We start from the raw sequence: 25,432 nt of genomic DNA, 5'->3' as shown, positions 1-25,432 counted from the left end.
TCCCCCGTTTCATCTGAATCACCGTTTATCATATCAAAAATTCATTACTTTCTAGGCTCTAAAATCACTTTTCCAACAGTTTTCCTTGATTGCAATAACGTATGGACATTGGCAGCTTCACTTAATGGAAATACCTCGCCAATCGTGATTTTTAATTTTCCTTCAGCTAAATAAGTAAATAACTCTTCTAAGCTTTGTTTAATTAATGCCTTTTTTCTCAAAAGAGGCGGTAAGAAAAAACCAATTACTGATTGATTTTTTGCCATTAATGAAGATGGGTAAAACTTACTTTGCTCACCACTTGCTACACCATAAATAACTAATCTTCCGAAATAAGCTAAACAATCTAACGTTTTATAAAAAACATCGCCACCTGCCATCTCTAAGGCAACATCTACACCTTTTCCATTTGTAGCTTCTAGTACTTTTTGTTCCCAGCCTACTTCTGTATAATTGATTAATACATCGGCTCCCATCTCTTTTGCTAGTTGTAATTTTTTGCCTGTACTTGCTGTAGCGATTACTTTACCGGCTCCAAAAAGCTTTGCTAATTGCACCGCTAATGTACCAAGCCCACCTGCTGCTGCATGAACTAAAACGGTTTCACCTGGTTCTAACATGCCCATCGTTTTTAAAATATGATACGCGCTTAATCCTTGGACAGGTAGTGCGGCAGCTATTTTAAAATCCATTTCGTTTGGTAAATGAATAATCGACCGCTCATTCGTCAATGCAAACTGTGAGTAACCACCACATTCCAACATTGAAACAACTCGATCACCAATTTTAACTGAAGTAACCTCATCTCCAATTCACACAACAACTCCAGCAACTTCAGCACCAGGTATATATGGTAAAGTAGTTTTGACTATATACTGATTTTCTCTTCGTGCAGTATCAGCATAATTGACACCTGCTGCATATACTTCAATTAATACTTCATTCCCCTTAGGTACTGGTCTTTCGAGTTCTACCTCTTCTAATACTTCAGGACCACCAAATTGCTTAAATTGAATTGATTGCATTATTAACTTCCTTTCAGTTTTTTATTTACGAATAAAAATCTCTTTCATATGAATCTATTTAACTGCTACATGATTGGCAATTCTAATCAGATTTTCAGCAAATTGGTCAAACTTTGCAAAACGCTGATCATTTGTTTGTCCAGCTTTAAATCGATAGAAGATTTGTTGAACGATTACCGCTAATTTAAAATAGGCGAAAGCCATATAGTAATGAATGTTTGATAAATCTCTCCCACTTTTCTTTGCATATGCCTCAATAAATTGATTTCTTGTCATAAATCCTTCTTGAATCGTAACAGGTGGCTTACCTAAGCCAAATTTTAATAAATCAGGATCATCATTTTGAATCCAATAGCATAAAGCTACACCTAAATCAGCTAATGGATCACCAATTGTTGCCATTTCCCAATCAAATAGTCCAATCATTTCTTTTAAATCGAGACTAAACATCGAATTATTCAATTTAAAATCATAATGTATGATTGATGACTGATGATTTATTGGAACATGATTGATTAACCAACGCATTAGCTGATCAACCTCGGCAATTTCACTAGTCTTTGCCCTGTTATACCGTCCAATCCAACCGTTTACTTGTCTTTCCATAAAATTTTCAGGTTTCGTTATTTCTAGGAGTTTTGTTTTTGTATAATCAATGGAGTGTAATTCTACCAGCTTAGTTACCATTACAGTAGATAATCTTTTACAATCTTCAATTGTTACATTTAAATATGGAGGAAATGAAGAATCAAATACTTCACCATTTTTTCTTTCCATGATGAAAAATGGACTACCTACAATTAGTTCATTTTCTGAATATAAAATTGGTTTAGGTGCAGCCGAAAAGTGAGGATGAATTTCTGATAAAATACGAAATTCTCTTTTCATATCGTGTGCTTTTGGAGCAACTGGACCGAGTGGCGGCCTTCTTAACACAACTTCCCATTCACCAATTTTTAGTAAATAGGTTAAGTTTGAATGACCAGCTGAGAACTGGCGGATTTCTAATTCTCCATCTGGAAGACCTTCAATGTTTTTTGCTAAAAATCTATGTAAAACTTGAAGATTTAACTCTTCACCTTTACGAACTTGTATCGTTTCTAATTCTAATTTTTCAGCCATATTAGCCCTTCTTCCTATTAGAAAATTCAGTTTATTTTACAACTAAATGTCTTTCTAACTGCTCTCTAAATAACTCAGGAAGTACTTCACTACGCTGCTCTTTGAAATTAAAAAATACGATGATCGCATTACCGGTTGCGATTAATTGATTTGTCTCTTCACAACAAATTTCATGTTCGAGATGAAAGCTTTTATTTCCAATTTTTGAAATATAAGTAGAGACTGTCATTTTTTGATTAAAGTGACCTTGATTCACAAAATCGCATTTTGTAGATGCTAGAATAAACTTCCAATCATCTAAATTCATTGAATAACCAAGAGATTGGAAGAATTTAATTCGCGCTTCTTCTAAATAGATAAAGTAACTAGTATTGTTTATATGTCCTAATGCATCGGTTTCACAAAATCTAGGTGTAACGGTGAATTTTTCCATAAATCAACCTACCTTTATCGATTATTTTGTATTTTTCAATACTAACTAGTCGGTATGTAAAGGAAAAGGAGACAAATAATTACTCCTCTACTTTAATCCCTTTTAAGATCATTTCTTGGAATGACTTCGCTATTTCAAGTGCATTTTTTTCCCCTTCAGCGTTATACCATTCATAGCTCCAGTTCATAACACCTAAAATACCGAATGAAACAATTGGTACGTCTAAATCTGATCTTACATCACCATTTTTAATTCCTTCATAAAGAAGTTTCTCAATATTAAATCTGTATACATCTCTTTTTGCCTTAATTTCTGTTAAGCTTTCAGGACTTAAATGTCTCATTTCACGATAAAATACTTTGGCGCTTGGACCTTGCTTTTTGATGTCCATTAAGCTTAAATAAATCACTTCAAATAGCTTATCTGAAAAGCTTTTCCTTGAATCATTAATAACTTCTTCCTGTTCATTTAATAATTCCTCAATAAATTGAAGGTGAATTTCCATAAGAAGCTGTTCTTTGCTTGTATAATAATAATAAAAAGTCCCTTTTGTAACACCGATTGATTCGACGATATCTTGAATGGATGTACTCGTAAATCCTTTTTTATCAAATAGCTGTATAGAATGTGCTTTTATTTTTTGTTTCATAAGAAATCCTCGCAATCTTAAAAATTAAGTAGAATTATATCATGATACAAGGGATGTTTTGATCATAACCTCAATCTATCATTTCATTTAAATTAACTTTTTATTGATGAGAAGTTTTTTTCTACAGCATGTTTTTTTAATTCTAATCTGGCTAATTGTGCTCGATGTACTTCATCAGGACCATCAGCTAATCTTAGCGTTCTGGCATTTGCCCATTGAGCAGCTAATGTATAATCATCAGAAACACCAGCAGCACCAAAGGCTTGAATAGCTCGATCAATTACTCTTAAAGCCATTGATGGCGCGACGACTTTTATCATTGCAATTTCTGCTTTCGCTTCTTTATTACCAACAGTATCCATCATATATGCAGCTTTTAAGGTTAGTAATCTAGCTTGCTCAATTTCGATTCTTGAATTAGCAATCCAATCTTGAACTACGCCTTGATTTGCAATCGGCTTACCAAATGTTTCTCGCGTTTGAACACGCTTACACATTTCTTCGAGTGCCCGTTCGGCAGCACCGATCAATCTCATACAATGGTGGATGCGACCTGGACCTAGTCTACCTTGTGCAATCGCAAACCCTTTTCCTTCTCCCCATAAAATATTGCTTGCAGGAACTTTTACATTTGTAAATGTAATTTCTGCATGTCCATGCGGTGCATGATCATAACCGAAAACAGGTAATACCCGCTCGATTTTTACACCAGGTGTATTTAAAGGGACTAGAATCATAGATTGCTGTTCATATTTAGGTGCGTCCGGATTCGTTTTGCCCATAAATATTGCAATTTTGCATCTAGGATCACCGGCTCCTGATGACCACCATTTTCGACCATTAATAATATAATAATCACCATCTTTTTTGATACTCGCTTCAATATTTGTCGCATCAGAAGAAGCGACCTCAGGTTCGGTCATTGAAAAGCAAGAACGAATTTCACCATTTAAAAGTGGTTCTAACCATTTTTCTTTTTGCTCTTTCGTACCATATCTCTCTAAAACTTCCATATTCCCTGTATCTGGTGCACTACAATTAAACACTTCTGGTCCAATCAAAGATCGTCCCATAATTTCGCATAATGGAGCATATTCTAAATTCGTTAACCCTGCTCCTAAGTCACTTTCAGATAAAAATAAATTCCATAAACCCGCTTGTTTTGCTTTTTGTTTTAATTCTTCCATAATCGGAGGTATATTACACCACCTAGTTTCTTGTGCATTTAACTGTTGCTCGTATATCCGTTCATTAGGATAAATATAGTTTTCCATAAATTTCGTTAATTTTAATTGAAGCTCTTTACTTTTTTGCGAATAGAAAAAATCCATTCAATCATCCCTTTCACACCCTGTTTTTTATCAATCAAGTTTAAGAGTTTAATAGTACACTATTTAAATAGTTTCCTTTGAAAGATTGACATTCACTACGCTTTTACCATCTACAAATATTGGTACAACATTAAACATACTTTTACTACAAACAAATTTTAATTCCTCTTCAAATCCATAACGGAATAACATTTTACCAACATTCGATTCCGCTAAAATCTCATTACATTTTTCTTTCAATCCTAAGTAAAAATAATGTGCAGATTTAGCTGCTTCAGATAAATCGAAAAGACATGATTCATTTACTAAGCACTCAATAAAATAACCTGCACCATAAAAGTCTTCCATATTAAAATGTCCTGACGACCCTGAACAGACTAAAATAACAGACTCTTCTTTGTAGTTTTGTCTTAAGTGATTTGCAACTGCGCATGCATTTAAAATTGATGCGGCGTATACTCTCTTTGCATTTTGAGAATTTTTTAACGCTACTGTTCCATTCGTTGTTGATAAGACAATTGACTGATTTGAAACAACTTTCTTTAAAGTTAATGGATTAGGAGATCGAAAACCTTCAATTGTATTTCCTTCATATTCCCCTATTAATAAATATTCTTTATCCAAATTTTTATTTGTGAAAAGAACTGCCTCTTGTCGATTCATAACAGGTATGACCTCTTTAGCGTCAAACGCTAATGCAGCTGTAATTGTTGAAGTAGCAAGTAATACATCAAAAACGACTACTATTTTTTCATCGTTTAATTTTTGAACATCTATTTCTTCTTTTTTCATCAAAAGATGAAGTTTACCCATTTACAAAACTCCTTTTTGATTAAACGATTGATGTTCCACCATCGACAACTAGAACAGACCCAGTCACATAATTTGAAGCCGGCGCTGCTAAAAATAATGCCGCACCTTTTAACTCGTTTTCATTTCCAAATTTCTTAAGCGGTATCGATTCTATTATTTGATCCGTTCCGTGGGAAATAACATCTTTAGACATTTTTGTCGGAAAAAATCCAGGAGCTAATGCATTAACATAAATACCACTCGGACCCCATTTCGCAGCTAAATCTTTTGTAAAACTGATCACTGCACCTTTACTTGCACTATAACCAACTGCATTCATTACGTTTGGATTCGTCCCTACTAAACCAGCAATTGATGCAATATTGATGATTTTTCCGGATTTTTGTGCTAACATGATTTTCCCTACTGCTTGAGACATTAAAAACGTACCAGTTACATTCACATTCATTACTTTATTCCATGCCTCTAATGGCATCTCTTCAGCTGGTGCTCCCCAAGAAGCACCACTATTGTTTACTAATATATCAATTCGGCCAAATTTCTCTTTTGTTTCATTAACTACTCTTTGCACATCCTCTTTGTTTGTAACATCACACTTCAACGCGAAAGATTCTACACCTAGATTTTTCAATTCTTCACTGATTTCCTGGCATGCTTCTACATTTCGAGAACAAAGTACAACATTTGCTCCCGCTTCAGCAAATCCTTTCGCAATTTGTTCACCAAGACCTCGTCCACCACCAGTTATAATTGCTACTTTCCCGGTTAAATCAAATAACTCTTTAACGTGCATTTTATTTCCTCCTAAAATTAGTATAAATTTCAAAAGCCCCCTATTATAGCTCAAAACTACATACTAACCAGTCGGTATGTTAGCTAATTAGATAATACAAGAAAAATTCTGAATTTTCAATATTAAGTGTTATTTAGCTTTTAATGTTACTTTTCATCAAGACTCATAACCATTACTATACGGCTCCATTTGTTTGTAGCTCTACAATTGGTTTTTAGTATTATCTTTTATCCAACTCATTCATGCCAATTGCAACCCATGAAAAACAAATTGGAGCCGTTTCATTCATTATGAAGCACTTTATTCAATTTCATGTTTTATAATCTTTTAGTTTAATCGGATCCATTATCAGGTGATGGTGTTTTAGATGAGGTATTTGATTTATTTTCACTATTAAACGTGAAAGTGTAAAGAAGAAGAATGAGGATTAGTAAACTGGCGATAACATCTTGTATATAAAAACTTGTTTTGTGTTCAGCCCAAAGTGTTTTGCTTAAACCAACTTTTTGTTTAGATTCATAGATGTATCGTTTTACTTCTGGGTGGTTCGGATAGATTTGTTGGACTGCTTCGAATTTTGACAGTGCATTTTTGTAATAGCCGGCCCAGTAGAAAGTTAACCCTTCTTTGAATAATTTATCAGTTTGGCCATTTGTATCTTTAACGTCTGCTTTACTTACAACTTTTTTCAAAGTGTTCACAGGTACCGCAAAATGAAATCCTTGCACTTCTTGATCATTTACCGTATTTCCTCGGAATGTGAGTAAGCCAATCAATTGTCCTTTATTATTGATGATGGGTCCGCCACTATTTCCATGGGTAGATGCTGCATTGATTTGAAGGACCGGACTACCAGTTAATGTTGTTTTTGATATAGCTGAGATTTGCCCCTTATTCATCGTCGGAATAACATAACTATGCATGGAAAGCAATCTAGAATCTGCCGCAGCCGGGTAGCCAATCACCCAAATATTGTCTTGATCTTGAATAGAATCACTATTTCCAAGTGGAATCGTAGGGTAGTTAGAACCATCGATTTTTAAAAGAGCTACATCTTTTCCATGATCGGTAGGCTGCTGATAACTTTTGACGACCGCGCTTATAGGATCATCTACAGTTGGTAAGTATACATCGACGCCTTTTTGTAAGATTTCGTAACTAATATACTTTTTTAAGTACGCATCTGTCGATTTGTGTGTCCAATTATTTTCCATTGCAACATCATCCACAAGAACTGAAAATGCCTCAGAAACAATATCATGATCGCTCAATTGATGAGAATAAATGAGAACATGAGCGTTTGTTACGATATAACCGTCCGAATTAATAATAGCCCCTGACCCAAAACCGTCAAGTTCGGTCTTATAATCCCATTTCTTCAACACCCTCGTTACGCGTTCATCCTCTAAAGTAATCGTCCACTTTACAATCGCATAATCAACAATTCGAACAACCGCAGGCTTTGTCGTTTCAGCTAATTGTTGAGGTTTGAGTATGTAAGGGGTAGATGGTTTCGTTGAAATGAGCACAAACGATGTAGCAATTAAGATCGCCAATACAATACAAAGTGGAATGGTCACGAATGCCTTTTTTTTCATTCCAAACACCCTTTCATTTGTTTTGCTTACGTTTATCTCCCAATCGAGAGTACATACAAAGCAAAAAAATGACATAAAAAAAACAGCCCTTTTAAATATTGGCACATAAATCATTTCTTTAACTATTAAGTTCAATCTTTAAATAAACTCGATTTTATTATATATATTCTTTAACTTTATCTTTAATGCAATAAAAAAAGCCGCAGATAAGCAGCTTATACTCTTCTATTATTGCACGGAATATTGAATGTTAATTCCAAGTTACTTCAGCAATAACTTCATCTCTATTCAACATACATTAATTAGGAATTGTTGTTACTTGCACATTTAATAACCATTTATCGATTGCTGATTTAGGATAGTAAAATTCATATCCAATTTTTATGTGAGGGAGTTCACTCGTATAACTACCGTCTCCATTAGATAACTCTGTTAGTTTTTGAATTTCTTCCTTACTTAATCCTAGATATTCAACTAATTCCGACTGAGTTAATAATTGATGTTGTACAGCTTGCTTGGCTGAAACTTCTGTTTTCAACCCTCTAGAAATCATCCAACTTCCAATCACAATGCATATTCCTAAAAGAAATATCGATATAGCTATTACATAATTTTTCATATGATCACCTCTGTTAGTTTAATTCAACATAGGTACACATTAACCTTTTTTCAAAAATTTTTCTCTAAATCACAATCATCGATACAAACTATTATTCTTCTTCACAAATTGGCAAAACAGTAGAATATTTAATTTCTCTTAAAGCTAAACTTGTTTGAATTCTTGTAATTCCAAGCTGATTAAGTTTACGAATAAAGTTCTCTAATTCCTTCCGTTCCCTGTTCGCTACTTTTAATAAATAGTCGTACTCTCCTGTTAATAAGTGGCACTCTAATACTTCAGGCATGGATTTTAATTCTTTCTCTAACACTTCTAATTGTTCAGCTTGATGGATATTTGTATTGATAAAAATAAAACAAAGTAAGTCAAATCCTAGCTTTTCTTGATTTAAGATTGCCACTTGACGATCGATATAGCCTTCATTTTCTAATCGTTTAACTCTCGCATGTGTAGCTGGTGGTGACAAGTTCACATGTCTAGCTAGTTCTGTATTGCTTATTTGGCTTTGTTTTTGTAACTTATCTAAAATTTTAAGATCTACTTCATCTAATACTTTATTTCCTTGAAATTCCACTTTAACTACTCCCTTTCAATAATTCGGAAAACGCTTTGGATTCAACATATAAAGTGAATTATATTCCATAAAACGATACCATTAATTAATTTTATTTCGTATTTATTCTAATATACAAAATATTATACGGTAAAACATACAATTGTGTTAAACTATTTTAAAAATAGTAAGAAATCACTGTGTATAGTCTTTTTTCACCTTAAATGAACAGTGATTAGGGGGTTTAGATATGCCAATCTTATATATACTGTTGTTATTATTAACAAGTTTTTTATGGGGAGGAAATTTTGTCGTTGGAAAATCACTTGTTGGTCATGCTTCTCCAATGACGTTGACTACTCTAAGATGGGGAATCGCAGTTATCATATTATTACCAATCGTATGGTGGAAAGAAAAGAAAATTTTACCTCCGCCAAAAGCTATTCTTCCATTAATCGTGATGGGAGTAACAGGTGTTGTCCTTTTTAATCTTTTTCAATTTATGGCATTAGAAAAGACATCTGCAACGAATGTTGGATTAATTTCAACCTTAAATACAATCTCCATTGCGTTATTTTCATCTTTATTTTTAAAAGAAAGAATGAACTTTTTACAAATTTTCTCGATGATTATTTCCTTCTTTGGGGTAATTCTTGTGCTTTCAAAAGGAGATATGAATCTATTATTTTCAATGAAGTTTAATATAGGTGATTTATGGATGGTCATTGCCGTATGCATATGGGGAATCTATTCAGTATGTAGTAGATGGGCAACGAAACTTGTATCACCTATGCTGTCTACACTATACTCAGGAATATTTGGGCTTGTTGCAATCATACCTTTTAATCTCTCAAATTTTACATTTGTAAATATAAATGGCTCATTTATCTTCTCAATTTTATATACGGGGATTATTTCAACAGTCTTATGTATGCTCTTTTGGAATATTGGGGTCCAAAAAGTCGGAGCAACTTCAGCAGGTATTTTCCTAAATTTCAATCCAATATTCACAGCTATTTTAGCGTTTTTCATATTAAATGAAAAAATGACATGGGTTCAAGGAATTGGCAGCATAATCGTTATATTAGGTAGTTTCTTATTCACTTACTTTAAAACAAATGGAATGAAAAACAATCAAATGAAAAGAGAAACAATAAAGGCTCCAGCTTAAAGAGTCAAACTTGCTTTAGTTAAATGAACAAATATTAAATAAAAGGCCGTCCAAAAGGTAGATTTCAGCCATGAAATTTAAAAAAACAAAACGAAAGAATGTTGATTTAACAACATTCTTTCGTTTAATATTTTATACTCAGAACAGACTTTTCCCTTCTACTAAAACAAACGCTAAAAACTGTATGATACTTAGTGTATAATAAGTATGAGGTGTTTATATGAGTAAAGCTAAAGCTAAAGGCGGTACAGGTAGAGGTACAGATAAGAAGGGTTGGAATAGGTGGCAAGCGAGTGCAAAGAAAGCAAAAAACGCGAAGCCATATGTTAGCAAAGGTACTAAAAAAAATGGCAGTTCCAAAACAACTAATAATAATTCAAATGTTTAATCATAATTAATAGTTATTTTTATCTTCATTTTATTTGGGCTATAACCATTTTCTTTACCACGAACCACGTTAAATAGTAACCTTTTTCTTTTTTAGAATAAGGTTTTTTTATTTTTGGCTCTAAAAAAGGTTGTCCATTTGAGTAAACCTTAGGACCCTTTTATAATTCCCTATTGATCTATTTTTTCTCTAAATTACTTATTCTTTGCTCTAATTCTTCAATTTTTTTATTTGAAACAAACAAATTTTTTGTTGCAAATAAGCTTATTTTTTTAACAATCTTAATCAAGATATACACTACTGCAAATAGAATTATTAATTGTGCTAACGTAATGATTAGACTCATATGATTCATTTTACGCTCTCCTTTTCAAACTCAATCTACAATATTTTCATTATCTTAAATCCTTCATTAAACAGTCGCAAGCGTTCATTCAATAAAAAAGGAATTTCAAAATAGTAATATTCCTTTATAAAGTACTCTTTTCATAGAAAAGTAAGTGACAGACTAATTCCCATATGGAATTCATCTCAACTGCTATTTTTATCCTTTTTATGTATAAAAAAGGTATCGAATAACTTCACACATGAATTTAGATTATAACATTGGCGCGATGATACTAGTAGCACCAACTAAAACGCACATTGTTCCTCCAAATCGTGTACTCCATTTATAAAAAGAAGATGGTTCTGTTGCACCATCGGATTTCCAACTTTCTGTAACAACCCAAAATGCTTCAGGTGCCACTATTAGAAAAAATCCAAATAAAATAAGTAATATTCCTATAAACATATAAGATACCCTCCAAAATAGTTTTTGAAGTTGTTCCGCATTAAATATTCTATTACTCTTATACACTTATCAAAACTTTATAATCCTTTTTCTTTAAGATAATTTTCTACAGTACTCTTAATTTCTTGCTCAAAGTAATTGGGTGCTACTGAGTTACTACTACTTATAGTAAGAGTTTTTAATTCCGAATTATATTCAAGCTCAACAGTATCCTTTTGTGAAACACCCAGTTCCTTAATGATTGTAGCAGGAAGAATTATACCTAATGAGTTTCCAATTTTCACTATCTTTCTTTCCATGAATCCCACCTACCTTTTTGTAATTATGTAATTTAAATGCCTTATGTTATTTACTATATTTTACCATTTCCTATTAAAATTCGAATAGGTATTTTTTCACCTTTAATCCGCTTTTAAACTTTTTTAAGGTTGAAGAGCAGGGTTTAAAAGTGGACCATATTCTAAAGTTTTCCACGCATCACCCGCTTTTCAAACAACTACAAATAAGATCGATACTACCTAAAGGATTTTTAAACGAAGTAAAGAATAAATTAAGGTAGTAGAAAAAATGGATTTACTTGTAGTTTGGTTTTCGTCTATAATGTTCTTCTTTTCTCGTATTCAATGAATCAATTGAATAATACATGAAAGTTCCTAGGGAGGTTAAGGATGAAAGAAAATAACAAGACTCTTATATTAATAGGACTAATGATTGGAGTCATCTTCTCAGAGCTAGACGAGACGGTCGTTGCAACAGCTATGCCAACAATTATTAGGGATTTGGGTGGTTTAGCGCTTTACGGCTGGGTCGGTGGGGTTTATATGCTTTCGATGACCTCCTTTATGGCAATACTCGGCAAGCTCGCGGATTTATATGGTAGGAAAAAAATATATTTATTTAGTATGGGATTATTTATGGCTGGATCGATTATTAGTGGTACAGCCCAATCTATGGAAGTTCTTTTAATCGGTCGTGGGATTCAAGGGATTGGTGCAGGTGGGTTAATGCCGCTTGCGATGGTCATTTTTGGAGATAGTTTCCCTGTTGAACAACGTGCTAAGCTTCAAGGTATTTTCGGAGCTGTCATGTTTATACCTCAACTACTTGGACCGCTTATCGGAGGTTATTTTGTACAGCATATTTCATGGCACTGGATCTTCTTAGTCAATATTCCAGTTGGAGTTTTAGCTGCAATTTTATTAGCAATAGGATTAAATGAAACGAAAGTAGACAAAAAGATTCATATAGATTGGTTTGGTGGGATTTTACTAGTTACTATGTTAATAAGTTATCTGCTGACTCCTGTACTTCATCAAACAGAAGGGTATGCATGGAGTGATCCTAAAATGATTGGTTTACTAATTTTAGGAACTATTTTACTAGGTTTATTTATTTTTGTAGAGTCAAAAGCAAAAGAACCTATTATCCCATTGCACTTATTTAAAAATAGAAATTTCGTTGTCATTTCGGCACTAGTATTTGTATTTGTACTTGCGATCATGGGGTCACTTTCATCTTTCCCATTCTTCTCGCAAAATGTACTCGGTTTAACACCTACTGAATCTGGTTATTTAAATTTACCAATTATGGTTGGAGCAATGGGTGCAAGTATAATTGCTGGTCGAGTAATGAATAAATTCCCTTATCGAAATATTTACGGTATTTCATTTATCATTCCAATAGTCGGTTTCTATTTACTTACAAATATTTCTGCTCACACATCAATTTTTACATTCGTTATTTATTTCATCATTCTTGGCCTTGGATTTGGTGCATTATTTAACAATGCATTAATTGTTCAAGAATCAGTTGAAAAGGATAATGTTGGGATTGCTCAATCTTCCGTTATGTTATTTCAATCCATTGGTATGACAATTGGCTTTAGTTTATTTGGTTCTCTATTAGCTACGAAAATTACATCAGGGATGAAGTCATTAGCTGGAAGTCTTACGATGGATCAATTACTACAATTAAAAAATGTAGAAAATGGTATGATTCCACCTAATCTTGATCCTAACTTACTTGAAAAAGTAAAAACAGTCTTTACACATGCATTCCAAGATTTATATTGGGTATCTTTTGTGCTTGCCATCTTAACATTTTTAATTTGTTGGGGTCTGAAAAAGGAAATTTTAATAAAGAAAGATGAAGCAAGTGAAGTAAAGGAAGTAAATTCTATTTAACGAAAAAAACCATTCCGTCTTTTTGTGGAATGGTTTTTTAATTTATATTACTTGTTTATTATATGCTTAATTACATCTTCTAAAGATTTTTCTGCCATAGATGATAATCTTAAACTATGATTCTCAAACTCTAAATGTGATGTAACTTGATTCGGAACGATTACACAGTGTAATCCTGCTTTTGTTGCAGCGATTAATCCATTCAACGAATCTTCAAATGCGATAGCTTCTTTAGCTTGAACACCAATTGCCTCAATTGCTTTTAAATATAACTCCGGGTCTGGTTTTACATTCTTCACATCATCTTTCGTCTTAATGACTGAGAAGTATTCGTAAATATTTAATTTTTTTAAGAAGCCCTCTACCCATTCTCTTGATGAGCTAGAAGCCAGCGCTATTTTTAATCCTGCATTTTTTGCTGAAACTAAATAATCTTCTACACTTTCTCGAAGTGCAGGCTCGAGTAGTTTCTCATCAACTAACTCTTTAGCCATTTCTTCGATCAGTTCTTTTTCAATTGGTTCTTTTAAATTTGAATTAATAAAATCGAATAAAATTTCATCACTTGTTCCTACAACTTCTGAAAACTTTTGAAAAGTTAACCCCACTTCATATCGTTGTAGTACTTCCTTATATGCTTCGAACCAAACAGACTCAGTATCGACAATTAGACCATCAAAATCAAAAATTACAGCTTTAATCATTCTATTTCTCCCTTTCCTTCATTGGACTATTTTACTATATTATGAATATTTCAATTTATTATTGTTCGTTTAATTTTTCCCAATCAGGTTTAATAAGTGAAAATACGTTTAAATCATATGACTGGTCTCCTTGAACTAAATAGCCTCTAAGTAATCCTTCTTTTCGAAACCGTAACTTCTCAACTAATGTCGATGAAGCTGTATTATCTGGAAAAATAATAGCTCCAATTCGATATAATCCTAGTTGATTAAAGCAATATGATGTAATTTCCTTAATTGCTTCTGACATATATCCCTTTCTCCAATATTCAGGTAATAAATCATAACCAATTTCCGTTCTTCTAGCATGTAAAACTAAATTATTTAATCCAATTGTTCCGATTAATTTTTTGGATTCTTTTTCTACTATTCCAAAACGCATTCCTTGTTGATTTTCAAATCTAGTTTGAAATGAATCGATCATTTTAACAGCTTGATCTTTTTCAGTAAAGGGGTCCATACCATAGAATTTCATTAACTCTTTATTTGAAAAAATGGAAAAAACCTCATCAACATTTTTTTGTGTAATTTGCATTAATGATAATCTTTCTGTTTCTAAAATTGGAAAGTCCATCAAATTACCCCTTTCTTACACGTCGAATAATCTCATAAACCTAGTTTGTATACTTGAAGTACCTTATTTTACCATAAATCATGATTTAATCTTCTTAATTTTCATTTGATTTATTTATTATTCATTTATACCTAATTCCTCATGAAAATCATTCAGTGGATAAGTATTCTTTTTTTATACCATCCAAAATTTGGTAATAATCCTTTTTCACAGAAATAGAAATAAATAGACTCATTTCATTTATAAGGGAGAACAGTTACATGAATAATCAGTTAAAAATGAATCCACAGCATTTTTACAAAGACCCATACTCATTTTTTAGTACCGCAAGAAAAATTAGTCCTGTGCTTTACACAGAGCTATTTCAAAGAACCGGTTGGCTAGTAACAGGCTATAGAGAAGCAGAAGTCATGCTAAAAGACCCCCGTTTTATAAAAGAAGAAACAAAAGTCGCTCCACCTGAACAAATACCTGAAAGTGTTATGCCCGCAATTGCAATAAATCGAAAAATGATGTTATTTCGAGATGCTCCTGATCATACAAGACTAAGAAATCTTGTGAACAAAGCTTTTTCTCCAAGAATGGTTGAAAATTTACGGGTTACGGTAAATGAAATTGCTGATCATATTATCGCAAATATGAAGGGAAAATTTACCCACGAACTCATAAGTGATTTCTCATATTTACTACCTGTCTTTGTCATAACGGACCTTTTAGGTGTTCCTAAAGAAGATCGCGATTTATTTCGCAATTGGTCAGAAGCATTTATAAAATTTATAGATTTTAATACGACTATGAAGGATTTAGAATTAGTGTCAAAGGATATTCTTGATGCTTCTAATTATTTCAGAAATCTTATATCTAAAAGAAGAATTGAACCTAAAGAGGATTTAATCAGCCATTTAATCGTAGCAGAGGAATCTGGAGATAAATTAAGTGAAGATGAAATGATCGCAAGTTGTCTTCTTTTACTAATAGCTGGCCATGAAACTACTGTTAATTTAATCACGAATGGATATTATTTATTATTAAAACATCCTGAAGCATTGGAGCTATTAAAAAATGATTTAACATTAATTCCTTCAGCTATTGAAGAAATATTAAGATATGAATCACCTGTTATTTTTACTTCGAGATGGGCTAGAGAAGACTTTAAATTCTTTGGAAATTCGATCAAAAAAGGTGATTACTTTATGGTTTCATTAGGTGGAGCCAACTACGATCCAGCAGTCACTAATAATCCTGAAACATTTGATATCACTCGAAAAATTATTAAACATTTATCATTTTCATCTGGTCCACATTTTTGCTTAGGTGCCCCTCTTGCTAGACTAGAAGGGCAAATTGCAATTGAAAAACTGATTAAACATTTAGTTAATCCAGTTTTAATTGAAGAACCGACTCGACGTAAAAATGTTGCATTTCGTGGGTTTGAAAGCTTAAAGATTCAGGCAAGTGTTCAGTAAAGTTCGATCAAATTCAGCTAGTTTCAAAGAGAAAATTTTTTATTAATTTGAGTAACAGCATAACAAAAAAGAGCATCGAGATCTCGGTGCTCTTTCTCATAGTTTGAAATCGTTTTTTATTATCAACACTTCCAGATACAAAACATATCTACCTCTAAATAATTACAGTTGACTTATTTGTAGTAAAATAGTTAACCCCTTTTTTAACTCTTCCAATGATGCATAGGCATACGAAAGACGAATATGGTATAAATCTCTTGGTTCGTAAATATACCCTGGATTAATCAATATATTTTCTTTAAGTAATTTTAAAAAGAAAGACTTATTTACAATCGGTTTATGAAACTTGAGCCATATGTAGAAACCACCTTCAGACTTTTTCCATGAAGCTATTTTTGTGTATTTCTTTTCTAAAATTTCTTCTACGAATAGTGCTCTTCTTTGTAATTGTTCTCGGAGGTTTATAAGATGCTTTTCGTATAGACCGCTTGAGATCCAGTGAGATACGATTTCTTGTGAAAAGGCACTTGAACCATAATCTGTTTGCATTTTTATATCAGCTAATCGTTCAATTACAGGTGAAGGTGCAACAACCCAACCAATTCTTAATCCTGGACTAAGTGTTTTTGAAACACTCCCTATATAAAGAACTTGTCCTGATTTATCAAACGATTTTATAGCTGGTAGAGTTGATTCAAAAAGCAATTCATGATACACATCATCTTCAATAATCGGAATTTGTAGCTCCTTGCATGTATTAAAAAGATATTGCTTTTCTTCCAATGACCAATTATAACCTGTTGGATTGTTAAGTGTTGGAACGCAGTAGAATAAAGATTGCCTCCTTCCTTTATGCGCCCGTAAATTATCTTTTAATTGACATTCCCTTGAAATTGAAATCATTTGCATTCCATTAGATTGAAAGGGATGTACTGAATTTAAATACGAAAAGGGTTCATGGAATAAAATGGATCCCTCTTCTAATAATCCAACAGCAATCAATTGAAGTGCTTGAAGTGCACCCGAAACAATTAAAATGTTCTCTGGTGTTGATTCAATACCACGTTTTTTTAAATAATTACATAAAATTTTTCGGAGCTTTTCACTCCCTTGCGGAGATGAATAGCCAATTGCTTTGGAATCAAGTGAAATCTTTCTTAACGAATCTTCTATTTGTTTAGTTGGTAGTAAATCTGGTGATAATTCACCTGTACCAAGCCGTATGATATGATCCATCTGCTCATATTCATTTATGAGTTGAATCGTATGGAAGTTTGGTTTATGAATACTTGATTCAATATGTCTGTGCCAATTTGGTTGATATTTTTTCAATAATACATTCCAAGAATTATTTGCTACAAATACCCCTGAACCCATTTTTGATTCGATCAAACCATCTGCCCTTAATTCATCAAGTGCAAGTTGTACAGTACTGCGGTTCACATCAAATTGCGATGCTAGATGCCGCTGTGATGGAATCTTTGTGCCAACAGACCAATCACCTCGTTCAATACGAGATTTTATCCAATCTACAATTTGGTCTTGAAGTGTCAAATGAGAATCACGATTTAGTTTCCATTTCATCTAACTCCCCCTAAATTGGGTGGATATAAAACCATCCAATTGGTTGTTTTCTTTTAGTTTTATCATAGTAAGATAGTAATTGAAAGGGAGTTGATTAGATGGAAGCCATTATTCATGGTCTAGTCCTAGCATTCGGACTTATTTTACCTTTAGGGGTACAAAATGTATTTGTATTTTCACAAGGTGCCACACAGCCCAAACTAATTCGAGCGCTTCCTGCGACTCTTACTGCTTCGATCTGTGATACTTTTTTAATTCTTTTAGCTGTTTTTGGACTTTCCACAATCGTACTACAATTTGAATGGCTAAAAATTAGTCTGATGATTGCTGGTATTTTGTTTTTAGTTTACATGGGGTATGTTATTTGGATGTCTAAACCAGCAGCAATTGAATCGAACAGTGCATTACCTAGTAGGCAACAAATCATTTTTGCATTATCAGTTTCCTTATTAAATCCCCATGCAATCTTAGATACTGTAGGAGTAATTGGAACAAGTGCATTAAAATATGTCGGATGGGAACAAGTTTACTTTACGATCGCATGTATTATAGTATCTTGGATTTGGTTTTTTGGATTAACATTCGCAGGCTCAGTCATGAAGAAGGTAGACAATACAGGAGGCTTAATGAACATATTCAACAAATGCTCCGCCTTGTTTATTTGGGGAACTGCTATTTATCTTTTAATTGGATTAATTTAATGTACATAAGGGGGGGATAATTGAATGATGATTATCCTCTACATATGTTCTATCACCAATTTAGACATATGTCCCTTCATCAATTATTCCTTGCTATTGATAATTGTTTGAACCTTTTTACAGCAATTGATAAATAATTGTTAATAGATTATGTTAGTAAGTTTCTTCAATTCTTACAAAATGGAGTAAAATTCATCACCGTTTTTGATTTTTTCTTTAATCACCTCCTTTTTTGGACAAAATAAAAAAGCCCCTAATATAAGTTGAAAGAGCACGAGCTACTTTAGCCATTGTATTACACCTCCCGGAAAATTTTTAGCTGCCAAACTTTGCAGCCGGATTCTGAACACCCATTGTACCATTCCCCTATTGGAGTAAAATTGGTGTCATATCAAATCATAGATATTATACACCTATATTTCCAACTCCAAATATAGTTTAGTAGGAATACTCGTTAGCAAATCTCTTTTCTTTGAATAAACATCATATTTATCACCATTTTTTAAGGCTATCCATTCATCTTTCACACTTTCTTTGATAGACAAAATATTCATACTTTTATTTTCTATTTCAACTGCAGCTAATTTATTTCCAATTAGATTTTCATCTCTAATAGAGCCTACTAAAAAGTAATCATTAGTTAGAATAGGTAATTTGTTCTCTTCAGCAAAAGTTAATTTAGGGATAAACTGTATAGGTAAACTTTTTTGTTCTACACTAACATAAAGACTTGTAATGCTTTCCATGATTGGATTTGATTTAATAACTAAATAGTCTTTTTCTCCATATTCGCTTAGTCTGTATGCCTCATCTTTCACTGAAAACAAATTATATAGATCGAAGTTAATCCACTTTTTTTGGTAGTTATATTCATTAACAATTATTCCTAATTTATTACCTATTTGCTCATTAACTTCGGAAGTAATGTACAAATAATTTACTCCGTTATAAGACAGTTTTTTCTCATCCTCCCCAGCATAGTAACCAATTGGTTTAGGCGTAGTGATCGCTTTATACATATATAAGAAAAAAACAATTAAAAATAGTAATAAAAAAACTTTAGTTATTTTTTTCATTAGATATGATTCCTTTCATTTGTATGGCTTGGTTGTTAGTATCTAATACTTTTGAATCTATTAATCTAAAAAATGAAGATTTTATTTCTTTATATCCAACCAACAATCCTTCCAAATCTGTTCCATTATCATTATAGACACATGTTAAAAAATTCACAAAATCTACAAAAGTAACGATGTCTTCTTCAATATCTTCATGCGGGACAATACCACTAATATTGCCGCTGTAACAATTTTATCATTGTTTGTAAGCCTAGGATTATGATTTAAAGTACTATGAATATAAAGTAATTAAAGTCTAATTCATTATCTAAAAAAACTAAAGGGACAAATTGTTCCTACCTAGTCTTTTTCACTTTCATTTATAATTTTACTGAAATATCTTCTAATAAAGGAGGGAGTTTATATAAGATACGCAAAGTGGCTATGAATGCTTGAGAAAGATTTTTCGACTGTACAAATGTAGCAACGAGGAAGTTCTTCACTTTATCAATCCACCAGATAGTATATTTACTGAATTGGACAAAGAAAGTAGTTTTGAGAGATCATAGAGTCCACCGTTTTTAACTTTCTATTTTCAGTAGGATTACAAAATTTAATTTCGCATACTGCAAATGAAAATCCGCATTCCAACTATCCATCAACACTTCTGTTTAGAAATCATTTGATCCTCCTTTCATCATTCTACTTTATTTCAACAGTTATATTAAGAAAGCTTTAAATCATTAATTAAAAAAATAAGATCCCTTGCTAACGTCATTTAATAAGAAAAATGACAGACTATAATCATTATTAGTCTGTCATTTTCTTTAAACTATTCAATTAGAAGCAACTAATTCAATTTCAGCTTGATAGTCACCAAGTTTAATTTCTTTTCCGTTCACATGATTCTTTACAACTAGTTTTCTCATTAATAAGTTTTCCTCAAGCATTCCTTTAAACTTTTCAATGATTTCAATAAACTCTGTCCTTGCTGTTATTCCAATGTCTACACGCATATTTATTGGTAGGTTTAATTCTTTACGGTATTCTTGAATCGATCTAATTAGTTCTCTTACCGTACCTTCGTGGATAAGCTCTTCTGTTAGTAAGGTGTCGAGTGTTACTGTATATTCACCATTTGTCGCTGATGCAAAACCTTCTTTTGCGCTTTTTTCAACTAAAGTATCTTGGGCGTCGACTTTAACCGTTTCTCCTGTTTCAATTAATAAAGTAACATATCCGCTCTCAATTACTTTTTTTGCTTCTTCATTTGTTAATGTTTGTAGTGATTTATTGATTAAATTTGAAAGCTTTCCAAATTTTGCTCCTGATTTTTTAAAATCCAATTTCAATTTTAAGATCGAAAACTCATTTTCGTTGTTTACTTGTTGGAATTTTTTAACGTTTAACTCATCTAATACAATATCTTTATATAAATCCCAATCGATCTCCTCATTGTTACTAACAAATGTTAAACTACCTAAAGGCTGTTTAATCTTTAATGAATTGGCATTTCGGATGCTTCTTCCAAGTTCGACTACTTTTAGAACTGCATCCATTTCCTTTTCAAGTTGAGCGTCGATTAGTGTTTCATCGCAAACTGGAAAGTCAGATAAGTGGACGCTTTGTTTTGTTAAATTAAAAAATACATCTTCCGCTAAGAATGGCGTAAACGGAGCTAATAATTGACTAAATTTTGTTAAAACTTCAAACAGAGTATAGTAAGCCGCTGCCTTCTCTTTATCCATTCCATTTGACCAGAATCTTTCTCTTGATCTTCTTACATACCAATTGCTTACTTCATCTACTAATTTAGCGATGTCTCTTGCAGCATTTGTAAATTGATAATCCTCTAAATTTTTAGATACATTTTTTATTGTGCTATGCAAACGTGAAATGATCCATTTATCCAATGTACTTGATTCATACTCATATTGTGTATTTGCATTAAATCCATCTAAATTTGCATATAAACTGTAAAAACTATATACATTGTCGAATGTATCGATGAGTTTCGATTTCGCTTCTTGAACAACTCTTTCAGAAAAACGCTTCGGGTTCCATGGCGCACTGTCTACTAATAAAGCCCATCGTAATGAATCTGCACCATATTTTTCGATTAATTCTACTGGATCAAGTGCATTACCTTTACTTTTAGACATTTTTTGACCATTTTCATCTAATACATGACCTAGTGATAATACTCGTTTATATGGTACTTTCCCAGTAAATAAAGTAGATACCGCAAGTAAACTGTAGAACCAGCCTCTCGTTTGATCAATCCCTTCAATGACAACATCCGCAGGGAATTGTTGTTCAAATTTTTCTTTATTTTCAAAAGGATAATGATACTGGGCAAATGGCATCGAACCACTATCAAACCAAACGTCAATTACTTCAGGTGTTCTTTTCATATGCCCTTTACAATTTGGACAATTAAGAATGACTTCATCAACGAAAGGTTTATGCAGTTCAATTGAATCATCAATTTCTTCAACTGAATGGCTACATAACTCATTTATACTCTTTGGCGCTAATTGATGATGACACAAATCACATTCCCAAACATTTAATGGAGTGCCCCAATATCTTTTACGGCTAATATTCCAATCTACCATTTGTTCTAAAAAATTACCAAATCTACCGTGTTTTATATGTTCAGGATGCCATGTAACTTCTTCATTATTTTTAATAAACTCATCCTTTAAAACAGTCGTTTTGATAAACCAACTTTCATTCGCATAATAAAGTAATGGTGAATCACAGCGCCAACAATGCGGATAGCTGTGCTCATATTTTTCTTTACTAAATAATAATTCGTTTTCGGCTAAATACCTTACTATATCTACATCACACTCTTTAACAAAACGCCCTTGAAAACCAGGTACTTCATCAGTATATTGTCCCTTTTCATTCACTACATTGACAAAAGATAACCCATTTTCTTGTACAACCTTATAATCATCTTCACCGTATGCAGGTGCGATATGAACGATTCCAGTACCGCTACCTTCAGTTACAAAATCTGCTTTCACCACTTTATGTCCAACTTCAACTTTTACGAAATGAAATGGTGGTAAATAACTAATTCCGATTAGATCGGCCCCAAGAAATTCTGATAAAATGACGTAATCAGCCTTTAATACTTTTTCTACTAAAGCCTTCGCAAGAATATATACTTCCTCACCTTTTTTAGCACGAACATATTCCATTGTTGGATTCACAGCTAACGCTACATTTGCTGGAAGTGTCCAAGGAGTTGTCGTCCATCCAAGGAAATAGACATTATCTTCATTTTGCAATTTAAACTTAACAGTTGCAGACAAATCCTTTACGTCTTTATATCCTTGAGCTACCTCATGTGAGCTAAGTGATGTTTGACAACTAGGGCAATAAGGTGAAACACGATGACCTTTTACTAATAAACCTTTTTCATGAATTGTCCCAAGGATATTCCATACACTTTCGATATAAGAATTATCTAATGTTACATATGGATCATCCATATCCACCCAATAACCTAATTGCTCAGTAAAGTCACGCCATTGTTTTTCATAAGTAAAAACACTTTCCTTACATTTTTCAAGAAAAGCTTTTACACCATAACGTTCAATTTCTGCCTTACCTGAAATACCTAACATCTTTTCAACGCCGAGTTCAACTGGTAATCCATGAGTATCCCAACCAGCTTTGCGAACAACTTGGTAACCAGCCATTGTTTTATATCTAGCTACCACATCTTTGATCGTACGTCCTAATGCATGACCAACATGAGGTAAGCCATTTGCAGTTGGGGGGCCTTCATAAAAAACAAATGATTGATTATGTTCCCTTTGTTCAACTGATTTCATAAATGTATTTTCTTTAGACCAAAGTTTACTAATCCTTTTTTCACGATTTTGAACAGATTCTTTCTTGTTTTCTTTTTTCATATGATATCGCCTCTCTTATTTTTTTAAAGCACACAAAAACCCGCCCCTATCATAAGGGACGGGTTTAACCGCGATACCACCCTAATTCTATTGAAAACAGTCCGTTCTTCAATAGCACTCTAGTCACGTACAATCATACGCGTTCCTTTTAACGGTAGACACCCGTTCAAACCTACTTATATTTTCAGTTTGACTTCTCGGAGAGGATCTTCATTTAAGTACTATTCACCGGATTTCAGCTGCCCCGGCTCTCTGTAGAACAGTAACAAAAATTACTTTTCTCGTCATTGAATTCATTTGTGTGCTTTAATTGTTAATTATTATATCCATCGACTACTAAAAAGTCAAAGTTTTCTTAAATTTATTTTTTATTTAGATGGCCTCTTTGTGGATATCATCTACTTTTTTTCCTTTGGTACCTGAATGTATAGGCACCTTAATTTAAAATTTCAATGAATCTGCTGTTTTTTCAAACATAACACTTTGATCAATTAAACCACAAGTTCCACATTGAACTAAATAGTCTGGACCTTTATACGGAACAAAAAATGGATCTAGCCCACTTGAAACATATTCTTCTATTTCAACATCTCCGCTTTGAGCATTTAATTTAACTGCTTTTGGGTTTTGTTCAATTAAATAAAATCTACTTTTGTTTGTTTTACAGCGTGGACATGCTAATTTATGCATTTTTTCACCTCATTTTATTCATATAAGGTTACTATTCCATTAAATTATTCTATTTATTCATATCAATTCGTATTTAATCTACCTTCAAATACAATCTTTCTTCCAGTTGGTTCAATTTCTACCTTACCATTAACCATTTGCTCTGAAAATATTGGTACTTCCATTCTTTTAACTGGTGTATAGCCTTCTCTTTGCATTCTCTCTAAGCAATCATTAATTGTTTCATTTTCAAAGACTTCAAATTTTTTCTTACTCATCTATTTCCCTACTTTCTACTTTTGTCATTCTATTGAATTATGATCAAATTAAAAATCAAAATATAGTAAAAAACCTTACTTTCATTTGAGAGTAAGGTCAAACTGACTAAAATTAGTTAATCGCGAAGCCTCGAAAGGAATCGTAGTGCTTCAATATAAACCCAAATGACTGTTACTAATAAACCAAAAGCACAATACCATTCGAATTCTTTTGGTGCACCTTGTCTAACACTTGTTGTAATTAATTCAAAATCCAAAAATAGATTTAATGAAGCAATTACTAGTATTGCCAAACTAACAAATATTCCGATTGGACCCGATTGATGAATAAATGGAATTGGAACATGGAATAGTTGTAGGACCATCGTAAGTAAATAAAATAAAAATACACCAATTGTTAAGCCTAAAACGATTGATCTAAAACGGTGCGTTACTTTAACTAGTCCAGTAGCATAACAAATTAATGTTCCTGCAATAATTGCAATTGTTAATAGAACCGCTTGTAGGACAATCATTCCATATGTTGCTTCATAAACAGCTGAAATATTTCCAATTAAAATCCCTTCAACTGCTGCATAAATAGGTGTAGTAATCGGCGCAATTCTAGGTGAAAAAGATGTTACTAATCCAAGAATGAGTGCAACGATCAAACATCCTATAAACACTTTAGAATTAAGTGTTCCAGTTGCCGTTAGATAAAATGAGTATCCCGCTGTTGCGATTAGTAAGATTAATGCGATGATCGTTTTACCAATTGTCCCACCAATCGTCATCGCTTTAGTAGAATGCCTTGATTTCGATAATCGTTCAGAATTTAAGATAGGATTCGAACTCCTCATTTAAACTCCTCCTTTATTTTATACCTTTATTTTACCATTTTTAGTAAAATTCTTAAACTTTAAACAAGCTTTAGTAAAATATATGAAAAAAGATGTCCAAAAGGACACCTTCATTCA

Annotated in this window: 25 protein-coding genes, 1 pseudogene and 1 other annotated feature; of the genes and pseudogenes, 5 read left to right on the top strand and 21 right to left on the bottom strand. The window is 32.7% G+C overall.

Going from position 1 to position 25,432, the window contains the following annotated elements:
- Positions 1-44: 44 nt before the first annotated feature.
- The 10 genes and pseudogenes from ACSBO6_RS09200 to ACSBO6_RS09155 form a co-directional block, all read right to left on the bottom strand.
- Positions 45-1,025 (bottom strand): annotated as a pseudogene (locus tag ACSBO6_RS09200) (quinone oxidoreductase family protein).
- 54 nt (positions 1,026-1,079) lie between these two features.
- Positions 1,080-2,147 (bottom strand): phosphotransferase family protein, encoded by a 1,068-nt coding sequence (locus ACSBO6_RS09195; RefSeq protein WP_098848079.1) that lies wholly within the window; start codon positions 2,145-2,147, stop codon positions 1,080-1,082.
- A gap of 31 nt (positions 2,148-2,178) precedes the next feature.
- Entirely contained in the window at positions 2,179-2,580 is a 402-nt protein-coding gene (locus ACSBO6_RS09190) for an acyl-CoA thioesterase (RefSeq protein WP_498844519.1), read from the bottom strand.
- A 79-nt stretch (positions 2,581-2,659) separates the two neighbouring features.
- A complete protein-coding gene (locus ACSBO6_RS09185) occupies positions 2,660-3,229 on the bottom strand; it encodes a TetR-type transcription factor C-terminal domain-containing protein (RefSeq protein ID WP_498844518.1) in 570 nt (189 codons plus the stop codon).
- A gap of 92 nt (positions 3,230-3,321) precedes the next feature.
- Entirely contained in the window at positions 3,322-4,560 is a 1,239-nt protein-coding gene (locus tag ACSBO6_RS09180) for an acyl-CoA dehydrogenase (RefSeq protein ID WP_098848073.1), read from the bottom strand.
- A 63-nt stretch (positions 4,561-4,623) separates the two neighbouring features.
- Positions 4,624-5,373 (bottom strand): 2-phosphosulfolactate phosphatase, encoded by a 750-nt coding sequence (locus ACSBO6_RS09175; RefSeq protein ID WP_498844517.1) that lies wholly within the window; start codon positions 5,371-5,373, stop codon positions 4,624-4,626.
- 19 nt (positions 5,374-5,392) lie between these two features.
- Complete coding sequence (locus ACSBO6_RS09170) at positions 5,393-6,166, bottom strand: SDR family oxidoreductase (RefSeq protein ID WP_098848069.1); 774 nt, start codon at positions 6,164-6,166, stop codon at positions 5,393-5,395.
- 332 nt (positions 6,167-6,498) lie between these two features.
- Complete coding sequence (locus tag ACSBO6_RS09165) at positions 6,499-7,764, bottom strand: S1C family serine protease (protein WP_498844516.1); 1,266 nt, start codon at positions 7,762-7,764, stop codon at positions 6,499-6,501.
- Positions 7,765-8,062: 298 nt separating this feature from the next.
- Positions 8,063-8,383: a helix-turn-helix domain-containing protein gene (locus ACSBO6_RS09160; RefSeq protein ID WP_098848065.1), complete on the bottom strand. Its 321-nt coding sequence runs from the start codon at positions 8,381-8,383 to the stop codon at positions 8,063-8,065.
- 91 nt (positions 8,384-8,474) lie between these two features.
- Entirely contained in the window at positions 8,475-8,957 is a 483-nt protein-coding gene (locus ACSBO6_RS09155) for an Lrp/AsnC family transcriptional regulator (RefSeq protein ID WP_098848063.1), read from the bottom strand.
- 229 nt (positions 8,958-9,186) lie between these two features.
- On the opposite strand from ACSBO6_RS09155, the gene ACSBO6_RS09150 reads away from it, so the two are divergent.
- Positions 9,187-10,107 (top strand): DMT family transporter, encoded by a 921-nt coding sequence (locus ACSBO6_RS09150; RefSeq protein WP_498844515.1) that lies wholly within the window; start codon positions 9,187-9,189, stop codon positions 10,105-10,107.
- A gap of 220 nt (positions 10,108-10,327) precedes the next feature.
- Complete coding sequence (locus ACSBO6_RS09145) at positions 10,328-10,495, top strand: DUF3934 domain-containing protein (RefSeq protein WP_098848060.1); 168 nt, start codon at positions 10,328-10,330, stop codon at positions 10,493-10,495.
- A gap of 178 nt (positions 10,496-10,673) precedes the next feature.
- Here ACSBO6_RS09145 and ACSBO6_RS09140 read toward each other — a convergent pair whose 3' ends face one another.
- The 3 genes from ACSBO6_RS09140 to ACSBO6_RS09130 all read right to left on the bottom strand — a co-directional run bounded on the left by ACSBO6_RS09140 (position 10,674) and on the right by ACSBO6_RS09130 (position 11,587).
- Positions 10,674-10,850 (bottom strand): hypothetical protein, encoded by a 177-nt coding sequence (locus ACSBO6_RS09140; protein ID WP_180233008.1) that lies wholly within the window; start codon positions 10,848-10,850, stop codon positions 10,674-10,676.
- 243 nt (positions 10,851-11,093) lie between these two features.
- Positions 11,094-11,288 (bottom strand): DUF6199 family natural product biosynthesis protein, encoded by a 195-nt coding sequence (locus tag ACSBO6_RS09135; protein WP_098848058.1) that lies wholly within the window; start codon positions 11,286-11,288, stop codon positions 11,094-11,096.
- Between the two features lie 77 nt (positions 11,289-11,365).
- Positions 11,366-11,587 (bottom strand): AbrB/MazE/SpoVT family DNA-binding domain-containing protein, encoded by a 222-nt coding sequence (locus ACSBO6_RS09130; protein WP_098848056.1) that lies wholly within the window; start codon positions 11,585-11,587, stop codon positions 11,366-11,368.
- Positions 11,588-11,956: 369 nt separating this feature from the next.
- On the opposite strand from ACSBO6_RS09130, the gene ACSBO6_RS09125 reads away from it, so the two are divergent.
- Entirely contained in the window at positions 11,957-13,471 is a 1,515-nt protein-coding gene (locus ACSBO6_RS09125; protein ID WP_498844514.1) for an MDR family MFS transporter, read from the top strand.
- A 47-nt stretch (positions 13,472-13,518) separates the two neighbouring features.
- On the opposite strand, the gene ACSBO6_RS09120 is transcribed toward ACSBO6_RS09125, so the two are convergent.
- Complete coding sequence (locus ACSBO6_RS09120; RefSeq protein ID WP_098848051.1) at positions 13,519-14,175, bottom strand: HAD family hydrolase; 657 nt, start codon at positions 14,173-14,175, stop codon at positions 13,519-13,521.
- Positions 14,176-14,233: 58 nt separating this feature from the next.
- Positions 14,234-14,788 carry a GNAT family N-acetyltransferase gene (locus ACSBO6_RS09115; protein ID WP_098848048.1) on the bottom strand — a complete coding sequence of 185 codons (555 nt, stop codon included), beginning with the start codon at positions 14,786-14,788 and terminating at the stop codon, positions 14,234-14,236.
- Between the two features lie 260 nt (positions 14,789-15,048).
- On the opposite strand from ACSBO6_RS09115, the gene ACSBO6_RS09110 reads away from it, so the two are divergent.
- Positions 15,049-16,254, top strand: coding sequence for a cytochrome P450 (locus tag ACSBO6_RS09110; protein WP_098848045.1), 1,206 nt, complete (start codon positions 15,049-15,051; stop codon positions 16,252-16,254).
- A 162-nt stretch (positions 16,255-16,416) separates the two neighbouring features.
- Here the strand turns inward: ACSBO6_RS09110 and ACSBO6_RS09105 are convergent, their stop codons facing one another.
- Positions 16,417-17,838, bottom strand: a complete 1,422-nt coding sequence (locus ACSBO6_RS09105) for an aminotransferase-like domain-containing protein (protein WP_098848042.1) — start codon at positions 17,836-17,838, stop codon at positions 16,417-16,419.
- A gap of 98 nt (positions 17,839-17,936) precedes the next feature.
- On the opposite strand from ACSBO6_RS09105, the gene ACSBO6_RS09100 reads away from it, so the two are divergent.
- Positions 17,937-18,539 (top strand): LysE/ArgO family amino acid transporter, encoded by a 603-nt coding sequence (locus ACSBO6_RS09100; RefSeq protein ID WP_098848039.1) that lies wholly within the window; start codon positions 17,937-17,939, stop codon positions 18,537-18,539.
- A 413-nt stretch (positions 18,540-18,952) separates the two neighbouring features.
- Here the strand turns inward: ACSBO6_RS09100 and ACSBO6_RS09095 are convergent, their stop codons facing one another.
- From ACSBO6_RS09095 to ACSBO6_RS09075, 5 genes are all read right to left on the bottom strand, one after another.
- A complete protein-coding gene (locus tag ACSBO6_RS09095; protein ID WP_498844513.1) occupies positions 18,953-19,615 on the bottom strand; it encodes a hypothetical protein in 663 nt (220 codons plus the stop codon).
- Positions 19,616-20,433: 818 nt separating this feature from the next.
- Positions 20,434-23,529, bottom strand: coding sequence for an isoleucine--tRNA ligase (ileS, locus tag ACSBO6_RS09090; RefSeq protein WP_498844512.1), 3,096 nt, complete (start codon positions 23,527-23,529; stop codon positions 20,434-20,436).
- 51 nt (positions 23,530-23,580) lie between these two features.
- Positions 23,581-23,826: a binding site (T-box leader), on the bottom strand.
- 144 nt (positions 23,827-23,970) lie between these two features.
- The gene (locus tag ACSBO6_RS09085) at positions 23,971-24,219 is read right to left on the bottom strand and encodes a DNA alkylation repair protein (RefSeq protein WP_098848031.1); all 249 of its coding nucleotides are present in this window, start codon (positions 24,217-24,219) and stop codon (positions 23,971-23,973) included.
- A gap of 62 nt (positions 24,220-24,281) precedes the next feature.
- Positions 24,282-24,476 (bottom strand): NETI motif-containing protein, encoded by a 195-nt coding sequence (locus ACSBO6_RS09080; protein ID WP_098848029.1) that lies wholly within the window; start codon positions 24,474-24,476, stop codon positions 24,282-24,284.
- Positions 24,477-24,592: 116 nt separating this feature from the next.
- Positions 24,593-25,315, bottom strand: a complete 723-nt coding sequence (locus tag ACSBO6_RS09075) for a Bax inhibitor-1/YccA family protein (protein WP_098848026.1) — start codon at positions 25,313-25,315, stop codon at positions 24,593-24,595.
- Between the last annotated feature and the right edge of the window lie 117 nt (positions 25,316-25,432).

Origin of the sequence: Bacillus sp. AL-1R, assembly GCF_052180195.1 — a bacterium.
Lineage (GTDB): Bacteria > Bacillota > Bacilli > Bacillales > Bacillaceae_G > Gottfriedia.
This window is presented reverse-complemented; position numbering and strand designations above follow the sequence as displayed.

What these genes read in the sequence shown, in the direction of transcription:
- ACSBO6_RS09125 (WP_498844514.1), top strand. Translation starts at nt 11,957, where the DNA reads ATGAAAGAAAATAACAAGACTCTTATATTAATAGGACTAATGATTGGA.
- ACSBO6_RS09150 (WP_498844515.1), top strand. Translation starts at nt 9,187, where the DNA reads ATGCCAATCTTATATATACTGTTGTTATTATTAACAAGTTTTTTATGG.
- ACSBO6_RS09110 (WP_098848045.1), top strand. Translation starts at nt 15,049, where the DNA reads ATGAATAATCAGTTAAAAATGAATCCACAGCATTTTTACAAAGACCCA.
- ACSBO6_RS09080 (WP_098848029.1), bottom strand. Translation starts at nt 24,476, where the DNA reads ATGAGTAAGAAAAAATTTGAAGTCTTTGAAAATGAAACAATTAATGAT.
- ACSBO6_RS09165 (WP_498844516.1), bottom strand. Translation starts at nt 7,764, where the DNA reads ATGAAAAAAAAGGCATTCGTGACCATTCCACTTTGTATTGTATTGGCG.
- ACSBO6_RS09100 (WP_098848039.1), top strand. Translation starts at nt 17,937, where the DNA reads ATGGAAGCCATTATTCATGGTCTAGTCCTAGCATTCGGACTTATTTTA.
- ACSBO6_RS09145 (WP_098848060.1), top strand. Translation starts at nt 10,328, where the DNA reads ATGAGTAAAGCTAAAGCTAAAGGCGGTACAGGTAGAGGTACAGATAAG.
- ACSBO6_RS09105 (WP_098848042.1), bottom strand. Translation starts at nt 17,838, where the DNA reads ATGAAATGGAAACTAAATCGTGATTCTCATTTGACACTTCAAGACCAA.
- ACSBO6_RS09130 (WP_098848056.1), bottom strand. Translation starts at nt 11,587, where the DNA reads ATGGAAAGAAAGATAGTGAAAATTGGAAACTCATTAGGTATAATTCTT.
- ACSBO6_RS09140 (WP_180233008.1), bottom strand. Translation starts at nt 10,850, where the DNA reads ATGAATCATATGAGTCTAATCATTACGTTAGCACAATTAATAATTCTA.
- ACSBO6_RS09120 (WP_098848051.1), bottom strand. Translation starts at nt 14,175, where the DNA reads ATGATTAAAGCTGTAATTTTTGATTTTGATGGTCTAATTGTCGATACT.
- ACSBO6_RS09190 (WP_498844519.1), bottom strand. Translation starts at nt 2,580, where the DNA reads ATGGAAAAATTCACCGTTACACCTAGATTTTGTGAAACCGATGCATTA.
- ACSBO6_RS09180 (WP_098848073.1), bottom strand. Translation starts at nt 4,560, where the DNA reads ATGGATTTTTTCTATTCGCAAAAAAGTAAAGAGCTTCAATTAAAATTA.
- ileS (WP_498844512.1), bottom strand. Translation starts at nt 23,529, where the DNA reads ATGAAAAAAGAAAACAAGAAAGAATCTGTTCAAAATCGTGAAAAAAGG.
- ACSBO6_RS09095 (WP_498844513.1), bottom strand. Translation starts at nt 19,615, where the DNA reads ATGAAAAAAATAACTAAAGTTTTTTTATTACTATTTTTAATTGTTTTT.
- ACSBO6_RS09175 (WP_498844517.1), bottom strand. Translation starts at nt 5,373, where the DNA reads ATGGGTAAACTTCATCTTTTGATGAAAAAAGAAGAAATAGATGTTCAA.
- ACSBO6_RS09075 (WP_098848026.1), bottom strand. Translation starts at nt 25,315, where the DNA reads ATGAGGAGTTCGAATCCTATCTTAAATTCTGAACGATTATCGAAATCA.
- ACSBO6_RS09195 (WP_098848079.1), bottom strand. Translation starts at nt 2,147, where the DNA reads ATGGCTGAAAAATTAGAATTAGAAACGATACAAGTTCGTAAAGGTGAA.
- ACSBO6_RS09135 (WP_098848058.1), bottom strand. Translation starts at nt 11,288, where the DNA reads ATGTTTATAGGAATATTACTTATTTTATTTGGATTTTTTCTAATAGTG.
- ACSBO6_RS09185 (WP_498844518.1), bottom strand. Translation starts at nt 3,229, where the DNA reads ATGAAACAAAAAATAAAAGCACATTCTATACAGCTATTTGATAAAAAA.
- ACSBO6_RS09085 (WP_098848031.1), bottom strand. Translation starts at nt 24,219, where the DNA reads ATGCATAAATTAGCATGTCCACGCTGTAAAACAAACAAAAGTAGATTT.
- ACSBO6_RS09170 (WP_098848069.1), bottom strand. Translation starts at nt 6,166, where the DNA reads ATGCACGTTAAAGAGTTATTTGATTTAACCGGGAAAGTAGCAATTATA.
- ACSBO6_RS09115 (WP_098848048.1), bottom strand. Translation starts at nt 14,788, where the DNA reads ATGGACTTTCCAATTTTAGAAACAGAAAGATTATCATTAATGCAAATT.
- ACSBO6_RS09160 (WP_098848065.1), bottom strand. Translation starts at nt 8,383, where the DNA reads ATGAAAAATTATGTAATAGCTATATCGATATTTCTTTTAGGAATATGC.